Source organism: Microbulbifer mixtoriginis (SeqCode), assembly GCF_052467705.1.
In genome coordinates, this window is sequence record NZ_CP174322.1 from 1,249,061 (window position 1) to 1,262,339 (window position 13,279).

General features: G+C 36.0%; 9 protein-coding genes. All 9 read left to right on the forward strand.

Going from position 1 to position 13,279, the window contains the following annotated elements; genetic code table 11:
* Positions 1 to 730: 730 nt before the first annotated feature.
* Positions 731 to 1,522, forward strand: a complete 792-nt coding sequence (locus tag ACJJIB_RS05640) for an ABC transporter permease (protein WP_444888137.1) — start codon at positions 731 to 733, stop codon at positions 1,520 to 1,522.
* The gene (locus ACJJIB_RS05645) at positions 1,519 to 2,205 is read left to right on the forward strand and encodes an ABC transporter ATP-binding protein (protein ID WP_444888138.1); all 687 of its coding nucleotides are present in this window, start codon (positions 1,519 to 1,521) and stop codon (positions 2,203 to 2,205) included. The genes ACJJIB_RS05640 and ACJJIB_RS05645 overlap by 4 nt, the downstream gene beginning before the upstream one ends.
* Positions 2,206 to 2,216: 11 nt before the next feature.
* Positions 2,217 to 3,452, forward strand: a complete 1,236-nt coding sequence (locus ACJJIB_RS05650) for a KpsE/RkpR family capsule polysaccharide export protein (protein ID WP_444888139.1) — start codon at positions 2,217 to 2,219, stop codon at positions 3,450 to 3,452.
* Between the two features lie 79 nt (positions 3,453 to 3,531).
* Entirely contained in the window at positions 3,532 to 5,169 is a 1,638-nt protein-coding gene (locus ACJJIB_RS05655; RefSeq protein WP_444888140.1) for a polysaccharide biosynthesis/export family protein, read from the forward strand.
* 141 nt (positions 5,170 to 5,310) lie between these two features.
* A complete protein-coding gene (rfbA, locus tag ACJJIB_RS05660; RefSeq protein ID WP_444888141.1) occupies positions 5,311 to 6,219 on the forward strand; it encodes a glucose-1-phosphate thymidylyltransferase RfbA in 909 nt (302 codons plus the stop codon).
* A 633-nt stretch (positions 6,220 to 6,852) separates the two neighbouring features.
* The gene (locus ACJJIB_RS05665) at positions 6,853 to 7,308 is read left to right on the forward strand and encodes a hypothetical protein (RefSeq protein ID WP_444888142.1); all 456 of its coding nucleotides are present in this window, start codon (positions 6,853 to 6,855) and stop codon (positions 7,306 to 7,308) included.
* 26 nt (positions 7,309 to 7,334) lie between these two features.
* On the forward strand, positions 7,335 to 8,480 hold the full coding sequence (gene wecB, locus ACJJIB_RS05670; protein WP_444888143.1) for a non-hydrolyzing UDP-N-acetylglucosamine 2-epimerase: 1,146 nt from the start codon (positions 7,335 to 7,337) through the stop codon (positions 8,478 to 8,480).
* A gap of 50 nt (positions 8,481 to 8,530) precedes the next feature.
* Positions 8,531 to 9,811 carry a UDP-N-acetyl-D-mannosamine dehydrogenase gene (wecC, locus tag ACJJIB_RS05675; RefSeq protein ID WP_444888144.1) on the forward strand — a complete coding sequence of 427 codons (1,281 nt, stop codon included), beginning with the start codon at positions 8,531 to 8,533 and terminating at the stop codon, positions 9,809 to 9,811.
* 70 nt (positions 9,812 to 9,881) lie between these two features.
* Positions 9,882 to 13,277, forward strand: coding sequence for a glycosyltransferase (locus tag ACJJIB_RS05680; RefSeq protein WP_444888145.1), 3,396 nt, complete (start codon positions 9,882 to 9,884; stop codon positions 13,275 to 13,277).
* Positions 13,278 to 13,279 lie beyond the last annotated feature (2 nt).

The window sequence follows — 13,279 nt, forward strand, 5'->3', positions numbered from 1 at the left end:
AAGTCTTTTCAATAAAAAGCTAATAAAGGTAAGTGTGACGTAAAATATTTCAATCCTGATCCGGTTTGCAAAATATATTTAATACTTTCAAAGTATATTAGATTATTAATTGGTGTTTGAACTTCTATTCTTCGTCTTAGATTTGAAAGACATAGCTCGATCAACTTCAATTGATCACAAGTTTATTAAGGCTTTAATCGACCTACTATTGCCGATCTATCCTCTATTATTTCATATGAAAATTTTGAAAAACCTATTCCCAAAAAATGACAAGAAGTATATCTGGAGTTGAAAAGGAGATGTGTTATGTACGAGGATGAATTGGGTTCATATATTATTAGGCGTAGAAAACATTCTTAGGCCAGATCGAAATAAACGATTTTTTAGAGATAACCTCTAAGCAGCATATAGGACGGTTCAGTGCCTTGAGCATGATTGTGGCGCCAATTGTACAGTCATTTTCATGAAGCGAACTTGAGAATGTAATTCAAGTACTAGGTTAGGCAAATCATTAAAAATGTTAATATCGTACCAAGTAAAAAAGGAATGAAAAAGAAATATGGTCCTTAAGATTAAATCATAAAGCTATGGGTTAAATTACACGACATAGTATGGGGAGAAATTGCGCCATTTTGAGAATAATGTGGCATTACCAATAAAATTAGCTATAACTAATGCTAGCTTTAGCATCGTTTTCAATAAAAAAGTGAATAATTAATAAGATGTTACTATGAGACCCTCAGTTACACGCACTATTTGGCAAATACAAAGAGATGTCATCTATGCATTACTTGTGCGTGAGATGAAGACCCGTTTCGGTAAGTGGCGGTTAGGATATGCGTGGGTATTGCTTGAGCCAGCATTACACATAATGATGCTGGCGATGATTTTCAATTTTCGTGGCAGAGAATTTTATCCTGGAATTCCAACCACGTTATTTATGTTGGGTGGAATAGCACCATTCTTATTTTTTAGTCATTGCTTTCAAAAAGGTTTGGCAGCAGTATCATCTAATCGTGGTTTGTTTAATTATCGTCAGTTACGCCCTTTTGATGCTGTTCTTAGTAGGGTGTTATTAGAATTCTTTATCTATATATTGTGCATGATAACGCTGTTGGCTATTTTAGCTTGGTTCGATGTCAAAGTAGCTTTTGGAGATTTTTTATTACTTGTTAAAGTAAATATACTTTTCTTTTGTTTTGCATTTGGTCTTAGCCTGGCTATGTGTGTTGTAGGTGAGAGACTTCCCGAATTTTCAAAAGTTCTCTCACTAAGTGTGAGGCCTTTATATTTTATTTCTGGAGTGTTTTATTCATTAGAGCAAATACCGACTGAATATCATAAATATTTAATCTGGAATCCATTGGTACATGTTATTGAATTAACTAGGGAAGGTCTATTCGCAAGTTATGAGGGGAAGTTCTCCGATTTTAAATATTTCATATTTACATCGATAGGGATGCTTGCTCTCGGACTTTTAGTTTACCGTGCTAATTGGCGAGATTTGATACGCAGTCAATGATTAAACTTGAAGCTCTAACTAAGTCTTTTCGTACTCCTAATGGACGTAAGATACTATTCGAAAATGTGAGTGCTATATTTCCCGAAGGTAAAAATATCGGTATTTTAGGCCGTAATGGCGCTGGAAAATCTACTCTTTTAAAAATTATGGGAGGTATTGATTATCCAGATACAGGAAGAGTTGAAACAGATCAAAGAATATCCTGGCCTATGGGGCTGTCAGGAGGTTTCCAGGGAAGTATGACAGGAAGAGAAAATGTCGCATTTGTTTGCGGAATACATGGTATTTGGGGAGCAAGCAAACGTAAGGTAATGGATCGGGTAAGAGAATTCTCTGAAATTAATGACAACTTTGATTTACCAATTAAAGATTATTCCTCTGGAATGAGATCGAGGTTGGCATTTGGTCTAAGTGTTGCGGTTGATTTCGATGTTTATTTGGTAGATGAAGTAATGTCAGTTGGAGATGCACATTTTCGTAAAAAATGTGAAGCGATTATTGCAGAAAAACGCAGAACGTCTAATTTCATTATTGTGGCTCATACAATGCCTATCTTAGAAAAAAACTGTGATGCAGGTATCCATATAGAAAATGGTCAGGTAAGAGTCTGCCAGTCGATTCACGAAGCTATTAACTTGTACCAATCTTCGATGCCAAACTTAACAAATATAAAATCGAAGTGAATGTGTTAACTATGAATATTGATGCTATAAGCAATTCAATTATGTTAAAAAAGAATCAAATTTGGATTTCTTCTATATTGGCCATATCCAGTTGGATAAGAAATGTAATTCCCTTTACGGCAAGCTTCATAAATGTGAACCGTTTACTGCCATTTTTTAAACGGTATCTTTTGTTCCTAATTTTTGTAATTTTTCCACTATCGCTTGTTGGCATATATTACATATTTTTCGTTTCAGAACGTTATGTAAGTAATACACAACTAATTGTTAAAGATACTGCATCTTCCCAAGTTTCCTCTTCATCAATGAGTTTTTTAATTCCTGGAATGAAAGTTGATAATCAGGATACTTTTTTGGTGGTGAATTATATTCAGTCATTAGATATGGCCCAATATTTGAATAGAGAGTTAAAATTAGTGGATTACTATCAGGGTGCTCATCTTGATATGTTTTCTCGTTTAGATAAAGATGCTACTCAAGAGGATTATCTTAAATATTATCGAGAGCATATAGTGGTTGCACATGATGAAACAACTGGAATTATCACTATAGAAATGCAAGCTTTTGACCCTTCTTTTGCACGTTTACTTGTTGAGACTGTGACTCAAAAAGCAGAGGATTTTGTAAATTCGGTAAGTAACCAGCTCGCAGAAAAACAGGTTGCATTTGTTAAGAGTGAAGTTGATATCGCACAGGAAAAGCTACGCGTTACAAAACAATCTATCCTAGACTTTCAAAACAATAATAATGTAGTTAGTCCTGAAGAGTTAACAAAAGGGATAAGTAGTATTATTCAAAATTTAGAGGCTCGTTTGGCTGAGCAACGTGCAAAGCTTACGGCTGCCAAAAGTTATTTAAATGCAGATTCTTCTCAAATAGTCTCTATGCAAGCTGAAATAGGTGCTTTACAAAAACAAATTGAACAAGAAAAAATCAGGCTGGTAGGCATTGGTGATGAAGAAGGTGAACAGCGTCTCAATACTTTAGGATCACGCTTCCAGAATCTTGAGCTAGATTTGCAATTTGCTACAGACGCTTATGCAGCGTCCCTTAAAGCATTGGAAACAGCACGAATGGAAGCATCAGGGCAGTTAAAACATCTTATGGTTGTTACACAACCTTCTTTAGCTGAGGAGGCCGAATATCCACATAGGCTCTATAATCTGATCAGCTTAACCATTGTCTTGTTATTGTTGTACGGCATTGGGGTGATGCTAGATGCAAGTATTCGAGATCATCGAGCATGAAATTCAATATTTTGAACTTACTCAACCAATGTGACATTAAAAACCTTATCCAGACATTTTACTTAGTCAAAATTTAATTATGAATACTGGAACCATAAGAAGACTAGTACTAAAAATTTGCCTGCTATCAATATTCTTCTGTAGTGAAGCTTTAACGTTGGAAACACAGATTTTAGAAAATGTCGATTCCTCTATTGATAGGATTCAGCCCACAGTACCGGTATTTGGACAGTCATTATTTCAGGGTGCTTTTAAAGATCAACCATTTAATGGGTTTAATCCGGATTATCGTATAACAATAGGTGATCAGATTAATTTACAGCTTTGGGGCGCTTACAGTTTCAGTGCCACTTTGCCTGTTGATCCTAAAGGAAATATTTTCATTCCTGAAGTTGGTCCAGTACATATTGCTGGTGTCAAGAATGGAGAGTTGAATGACGTTGTATTGAATCAAGTTAAAAGAGTCTTTAAAAATAATGTGCGCGCGTATGCAAATCTAGAGGCCAGTCAGCCGGTTAAGGTTTTTGTCACAGGATATGTAAATAATCCAGGTCTGTATAATGGATATAGTTCTGATTCTATACTTTACTACTTAGATAGTGCAGATGGTATTGATCCAAAAAGTGGAAGTTTTGTTGATATTAAAGTTACTCGTCAAGGAAACTTAATACAGGATGTAAACCTTTATAACTTTTTAGTAGATGGGATAATGCCTGCACTGCAACTGCGTAGTGGAGATGTAATTGTGGTAGGTGCACGCAAAGGATCAGTAACAGTTGAAGGGGCTGTTCAAAAGGCAGCTCAAATGGAGTTTACAGGCCCTTATACCCAACTGGGTGAAATGTTACTTGTAAGTAAACCTGACCCACAAGCAAATTTTGCCCGTATAACTCAAGTTAAAGATGGCATTCAAGAAGCAAGTTACTTACCCCTAGATGAGGCAATGACAACTCAACTATATCCTGGGGCGATGATTGAACTAGTCCGCGATAACGATGTACATAGCATTTCTGTTCAAGTTGTTGGTGAATTAGATGGCCCGGAAACATACATACTACCTTTCGGCTCAAAATTGAACGATTTATTAGCTCAATTACGTTATAGGAAAGATGCTGATCAAGAGTCGATACAGCTATACCGTAAAAGTGTAGCTGAAAAACAGCGTACGGCACTTGATCGTTCATTAGACGCGCTTCAGATGGAGGTATTAACGCGTCAACCAAATACAGACTTAGAAAAAAGCACACAGAAAGATAGTGCCATTATGATTCAAAGTTTTATTAAGCAGGCCCGTAAAGTAGAACCTAGGGGGCAGGTGGTGATTGCTAATAATCCTAACTCATCAGAAATGCTACTTGAAGATGGTGATAAATTAGTAGTGCCAGTAAAATCTTCGACAGTCTCTGTAGTCGGAGAAGTAATATTTCCTACATCTTTAGTTTATAACAAAAAACTTACTTTAGAGAATTATATTGAGTTAGCAGGAGGTTTTGCTAACAATGCCAATCAAGATGAACTAGTTATATTGCATCTCGATGGAACCATCAATCGTATTAATAAAAAAGACTTTGATACTCGATTAGGAGATGAACTTCGTCCAGGCGATGAAATTATGGTAATGCCAGAATTTAATTCTAGTGAACTTCAGGTAACTAAAGATGTTACGGAAATTTTATATCGTATAGCCATAGGAGCTGCAGCAGTTCTTTCTTTTTAAAATAGGATTATTAATTGAAATGTGATCCCAAAATGCTAGAGGATTTACAATTTAAATGTACATTGATTTTAAAATATTTTAACTATGGATTGCCTTAGACTAATTTAGCTACTCACGTAAGCCCAGGGAGGAATTGAGGGTATGTCTGATACGGGTCGTAGAGGAATCATTCTTGCTGGTGGAACTGGTACACGGCTATATCCATTGACAAAAGCCGTATGTAAACAGCTGGTACCAGTTTATGATAAGCCAATGATTTATTACCCTCTAACTACTTTGATGTTGGCGGGGATTCGAGACATTCTCATTATCACCACACCACAAGATCAATGTCTATTTCAGACACTATTAAGAGATGGTTCTCAATGGGGCGTAAACCTCACTTATGCAAAACAGACCTCCCCAAATGGTTTAGCTGAGGCATTTATTATTGGACGAAACCATATTGGTAATTATTCAAGTGCCCTGATTTTAGGCGATAATATTTTTTATGCTCACCAATTTAGTGATTTGTTAAAAAGAGCTAATGCAAGGCTGCAGGGTGCAACAATTTTTGGCTATAGAGTTGCTGATCCTGGGGCATATGGTGTAGCAGAGTTTAATACTGATGGTAAAGTTATCAGTGTCGAAGAAAAACCACTGGAGCCAAAATCTAACTATGCGATTACAGGTTTATACTTTTATGATAACCAAGTCTGTGAACTAGTTAGGGAAATCAGGTCAAGTAGTCGAGGTGAATTAGAAATTACCGATCTGAATCGAATATATCTCGATCGGGGTGAACTTAATCTTGAGCTAATGGGACGTGGATCTACTTGGCTTGATACTGGCACCCATGATAACTTATTAGCTGCTGCGCATTTCGTACAAACAATAGAAAGACGTCAGGGTTTAAAAATTGCATGCCCTGAAGAAGTTGCTTTTCGTAAAGGATTTATTACTGAAGATGAGCTCGAGGTCCAAGCAAGGCTTTTGCTGAAAAGTGGCTATGGAGAATACTTGATGAGGCTGCTTGACGAATCTGTTAGAGATCATGTATTTGAGCGCTGATAACAATATAATATACTGAAAAATTACTAATATTTAATCGGTATCGTTTAAATCTTTCATTACAAGCTCAGACTCCAAAGAGACATGAAAGCAGAATATTTCTTTCTTGGTAATAAAATTTACTAGTGCGATTTTCTAACGATATTGATCTGACATTTTTAACTTGCATAAAATTTGACCGCTGCCGGAAATAAGTTTGAATTGGCGCATTTTTACCTTGGAATTTTTGATTCAAATTGGTTTACTGTCAAATTAAATTATCTGTATGAATTGAAAAGATTTCCTGAGATTAATAATTATATTTACAGGCAAAACAATTACGACTGACTTAGCCGCCAAAAATTGGTAGTTTTAAATTAGTGGTCCTTTTGATTAAGAAGTAGAAGAATCCAATTTTTCTTACTTGGTGTAAAGTAAAAGCTATATACCAATAATTGAATGTGCATACAAAATGGCATATATAAGATTAATATTGAAAAGAAGTGATTATGAATGCCAAAAGAATGAAAATCAATTGACTTATACTGATTAAAATGGCGGTTAGGAAAATAGTGAATTAACTCATAGCAGACACTGTTTTCTACTTTGCAAGTAGGATCAAAATTACTCTTTTAACTCGCGGCGTGAACTGTAATGGATGAGAAATATCAAGTTCAATTGATTAAGGAATCCTCTCTGTTTGATGCAGATTGGTATCTTTCTCAGCATTCTGATGTAGAAGCTGTAAAGCTCTCTCCCGAACAACATTACCTTCGCTATGGATGGAGGATGGGAAGAGGTCCTTCAGAATTATTTTGTGGTGATAGTTATCTAGAAAGATATCCTGATGTGAAGCAGAGTAAGGTAAATCCTCTTGTGCATTATTTGCTTTTTGGTAGACGTGAAGGACGTGTAATAAAGCCGGTCAAAAATAAAAATATAAATATCTCGAAGAAGATTTTTTTCGAAACTTTACTCTCTTATGATGTTGATGATGTAAAAGTGACCAATACTATAGTTAAACAACTAGATGAGACACAGCGTCTTCTAGAAAAGTATGTTCGCCGTTGCCATGAATTTGAATATCAAATTATGGATAAAAAAGGATAGGTTTTTTTTGTAAAGGAATACATTATATGAATGTGCTCGTTGTATTTGGTACTCGTCCTGAAGCAATAAAAATGGCTCCTTTGGTTTTGAAACTACAGGGAGACCTTAGATTTTCTGTACAAGTCTGTGTAACGGCACAACATAGGGAAATGTTAGATCAGGTACTAACTCTTTTTAACTTGGTTCCTACTTATGATTTAAATCTAATGAAGCCTGGCCAGGACCTAACAGATATAAGCGTAGCTATATTGAGGGGAATGCGTGAGATTCTCGAAGAGGCGAAACCAGATATTGTTTTGGTACATGGTGATACAGCAACAACGTTTGCTGCAACTTTAGCTTCTTATTATAAACAAATCCCTATTGGTCATGTAGAGGCTGGATTACGTACCGGTAACTTATATTCACCTTGGCCTGAAGAAGCAAATAGGAAGCTAACAGGAGCGCTGGCTACCCTTCATTTTTCACCTACTGAGACTTCTAAAAAAAACTTGCTAGAAGAGGGAGTAAGTGAAGATAGGGTTTTTGTTACAGGGAACACTGTAATAGATGCTCTATTGGGAGTAGTACGTAAACTGGATAACGATGAGTTACTTTTCAAAAAATTAGATGAAAAATTTTCCTTCATTGATAAGAGTAAGAAATTAATTTTAGTGACAGGGCATAGAAGAGAAAGTTTCGGGGATGGTTTTAAACGAATTTGTCAAGCTCTAGCTGTTATCGCAAAAGCCCATCCAAATTGCCAAATTATATATCCTGTTCATTTAAATCCTAATGTCCAGGATCCAGTGAATAGTCTTTTAAAAAATATAAGCAATATTTATCTTATCGATCCTCTGGATTATCTTCCATTTGTATACTTGATGAACAAATCTAATGTAATTTTGACTGATTCAGGTGGTATACAAGAAGAAGCTCCTTCATTAGGAAAGCCTGTACTTGTGATGCGGGATACTACCGAGCGACCCGAAGCAGTCTCAGCTGGGACAGTAAAATTAGTAGGAACCGAAGTTGATAGGATTACCAAAGAATTAACTACTTTACTTACAGAAAATGAGGCTTATAAGAATATGAGCTATGCACATAATCCCTATGGTGATGGTGAAGCATGTGACAGGATATTAAATGCTTTAGTCAGTTTTCAAGACCTAAAAGGTATTAAAAATATATAAACATTATTAATCTTTTTTGGGATAAGTTTAAAGAGTAGATAGGGATATTTATGAAGCTTGAAACTATTTCTGTTATTGGATTAGGCTATATTGGATTACCGACAGCTGCTGTAATCGCTTCAAGACGAAAAAAGGTAATCGGTGTAGATGTAAACAAGGAAGCTGTTGAGACGATAAACAAGGGCAATATACATATAGTGGAGCCCGAATTAGATATAATTGTACATGCAGCAGTAACGGAAGGTTATCTACAAGCAACAACTAATCCACAACCTGCAGATGCTTTTATGATAGCAGTTCCTACCCCTTTCACAACAGGAGAGCAGGGAAAATACCCTAAGGCTAATTTAGATTTTATTCAGACTGCATGTAAATCTTTAGCACCAGTATTAAAGCCAGGCAATCTCGTTGTACTTGAATCTACATCACCTGTAGGAACTACAGAAAAAATGTCGGAGTGGCTTGCTGATACTCGTCCTGATTTGACTTTTCCGCAAACACATGGAGAGCTTTCTGATATACGTATTGCTTATTGCCCTGAACGGGTTCTCCCTGGACATGTCATTCGAGAGCTCGTTGAAAATGACCGTGTGATTGGAGGAATGACACGGAAATGCTCAGACTTTGCGAAATCTCTCTATCAAGTATTTGTTGAGGGTGAATGCTTAGTGACCACTACACGGACAGCAGAAATGACAAAACTTACCGAAAATAGTTTTCGGGATGTTAATATCGCCTTTGCAAATGAGCTGTCTATGATTTGTAACAAGCTAGGCATTAACGTCTGGGAACTCATTTCTCTTTCCAATCGTCATCCACGTGTTGACATCCTACAGCCAGGGGCGGGTGTAGGCGGTCATTGTATTGCAGTAGATCCATGGTTTATTGTTGATTCATGTCCAGGTGAAGCACAATTAATTAGTAAAGCTCGTGAAGTCAACGATCACAAACCTGAATGGATATTAGATCAGGTTAAGGAGTCTCTAAAGCAGATTTGTGATGAAACTCCTGGTTACACTAGTCGTGACATCACTATAGCCTGCTTGGGAATTTCCTTTAAGCCGAATATTGATGATCTAAGAGAAAGTCCTGCTTTAAATATTGCAACAGCAATTTCTGGACTTGGTTGTCAAGTACAAGTTGTTGAACCGAACATTGATTCGCTACCAAACACACTTGATGATATAAACGTTAATCTTGTCCCTTTGGAAAAGGCATTAGAAAAATCAGATATAGTTTGTGTATTGGTTAAACACAACGAATTTTCTAATAAGATACGATTAATTCAGTCTAAAAATATTGTCATTGATTCCGTAGGTCTCCTTGGCTAACTTGAATATCTTGAGTGTTGTTTATATTAACTTATAATCGATAATATTTAATTACTAGGCAGAGCTTACTATGGATGTTTTGTTAAAACACGTAGAAGATCTTGTCGATCATTCCGTAAATGATGTGTATTCCCCGATTCGTGAACGTATAGCTTACATGGTATGTCACGGACAAAGTTATGCAAGTAATGGTTATTCGATAAGAACACAAGCAATAGCCAAAGCACTTAATGAATATGGATTCGATACCCTTTGTTTTGTTCGACCTGGTAGACCTTGGGAATTAGGTATAAAAAAAAATAGCGTACACCCTGAGGAAGTAGTTAATGGTGTTAGATATATCCATAGCCGCTGGTTAAATGATTCACCGCCTGATGGAGAGAGAGCCAATTTAGAAATATGTGCCGCACGCTTTATTGAGCTTTTTAAAATATATCGCCCCGCAGTTGTATTAGCAGCATCAGATTACACGATTGGACTACCTGCATTTGTTGCTGCAAAAGCTCTGGGTTTACCTTTTTATAGTGAGGTCCGTGGTTTCTGGGAACTTTCTCGAGAAGCACGAGAGCCAGGTTACGAAAAAACAAAAGCCTATAAGTTGGAAGCGAACCGTAACACATTTGTTAGTAAGCAAGCATTAAAAGTATTTACCCTTAGCCAACAAATGAAGAATGAGCTGGTGAATCGAGGATTAAATATTAATAAGATTAGTATTATACCAAATGGTGTCGGTGAACTACCAAAGGCAAAATGTATTGAATCGATATTAAGGCAAAAGCTTGGTATTAATCCTGAAGACCGAGTAGTGGGATATATCGGTAGCTTCACACCCTATGAAGGATTAGATACTCTTATTGATGCATGTACAAAGCTAAGCGAGGGTATAAAAAACTTTAAGTTACTACTAGTGGGAGATGATCAACCGGTTAATAGGTTAATGCATCCAGAAAAGAAGCTTACGGATCAGCCTTGGTTAGTCCAATTAGGACGCGTCCCACATGAACAGGTTGCTGATTACTATGCTCTGATTGATACAGTAGTAATTCCTCGTAAGAAACAATCAGTGTGCGAACTAGTTTCACCAATGAAGGCTGTTGAAGCACTAGCATATGGGAAAAAATTGATTGTCTCAGATGTTGTTCCACTAGTGGAGATTTCCAGTGAATATAAAAATGTCACTACTTTTAAAAGTGAAGATTCCGATGATCTTATGAACTGTATTTCAGTCTCGCTCAATATTGTTGCGAGGAGCGAAAATAAAATAATACAAATGAAGGATTGTGTAAATGAATTGATAGAAGTTCTGTATGGAAAATCAATAGACTATAATAAAATTACTAAAAAGACCTTGGAAAGTTCCGGGAATTTATTTGACAATGCTAAGGGTAGTGTAAACAGCGGCGCCGAAACGAAGATTTCAGAAAGTTGGGCCGAAAACATATGGAAAAACAAATCTGAACATTCTGTAACAAATATACCTTGGCTTCTGAATAACATAGATACTGATATCCGAAATAAAAAACCATTAACAGAATTAAAGAATGTTACCATTGAAGATGAAGTTCTCATAGATGAGAAAAAACCAATAGAGCAAAAAAAATATAAAAATGACAAAATTGAGAGTGCAAATAAGATAATTTCTAACAAAAATAAAAATTTTGAGCAGCAATCATCTTTAAATCAACAACTAAAAGAAGATTTCTTGGAGCGAAAAAATCTCACTATAAAAGGAAGTAATAAACTGAGTTATACGAAGTTTAAAGTCCCAACATCTGGAGCCACTCTAGAGCTTTCCTCTTTGATTGTTTATGAGTTAAACAATTCACATAGTGCTCGGAAAGCTGTTGTTCTATTTGATTTCTTGGACAAGCTCGGTAGGAAAAAAAATACAGTTTCTGGAATAGGGGTTGCTGCAACGTTCAAAAAGCATTTTAGATATCTAAATGAAAATAGCAAAACGCTAAATGGTGAGCTGAAAGAAATCTTCAAGTTAAAGCTACCCAAAGATGTCACAGATGTTGTAATTGAAGTTGCCGGACTCGGTCTAATGCCAGAAGAACAGGTTAAACTGGTTATTTCAGGCCGTTGTTTTGATGAGGAATCTGAAAGAATTCATAAACTTGAGTTACTCAAGTATAAGCCACTGCCAACTGCCTTAGTACATGATAATAGTAAGCGTCGATTAACTTCAGACTTAACAATTGCATGTATATTAGATGAATTTACATCTGAATGTCTTTCACATGAAGTAACTTTAGTAAAGTTGACTCAAGAAAATTGGCATTTTGAATTAGATAAAATCAAACCAGACTTTCTATTAGTTGAAAGTTGTTGGAATGGAAATGATGGAAGCTGGGGAGCAATAAGTAAAGGTAGTGGTGGTGGAAGAAAGCTAGGAGGGCTCATAAAATACTGTAAAAGAGAAGCTATTCCGACAGTTTTCTGGAACAAGGAAGACCCTCCACACTACGAAAAATTTGGACCTATCGCAAAACTTTTTGATTTAGCAATAACTAGTGACGTTAACATGGTTCCCCGGTACAAAAAGGATTTTGGAATTGATGCTTATCCACTTTCTTTTGCAGCCCAACCAAAAATCCATAATCCATCATTAATCTTTCCTCGTTCTGACAAAGCGGTGTTCGCAGGGTCTTATTATGGCGACAAGCCAAAACGTTGCATAGACTTTAACTTTGTTATGAATCAGCTTGATCAAGCCGGATTAAAATATGATATTTTTGATCGTAACTATAAAAAGGGTATTGAAAAGTTTAATTTCCCAGAAAATTATCAAGCTGATATTGTTGGTAATCTTCCTGCAAAAGATATCTGGAAAGTACATCGAGGTTATAAATATCAGATCAATATGAATTCTGTACAGAATTCCTCAACCATGTTTGCAAGGAGAGTATATGAGTCACTAGCTTCTGGAACGCCTATTATCAGTAATGCTTCAAAAGGAATGAAGGAATTATTTGGTGATGTTGTAATCATGCCAGAAGATAAAAATTGTATTGCTGATAGAATAAGAGATTTAGAGAACTCTCCTTCTGACTATCAAACGCTTGCGCGTCGTGGTGTTAGGAAAGTAATGCGTGCACATACTTATGGCCATAGATTAAAGACACTTTGTCATCTATTAGGTATTGAGATAGATATAGCTTTACCTGGCGCAACCCTTGCAATAACTGCTAACACTGAAGAGGATATTCAAAGAGCTAAGCATATTTATAGTATACAAACAGCAGAAAAAAAACATCTATTCATTGAATTAAGAAATTTTAGTACAGCCTACAAGTTTTTAAATGAATCCAACAGTGACATCACTTTTGGTATGGAAATAGCTAAAGAATTTTATAAGAACAAGAAAGAATATTATGGTGACGAAAGAGTTTTAAAATGCAAAATTAATGATGATCTATATGATGAAGCATTAGAAGATTTTATTTATTGGGGAGATGAATAACC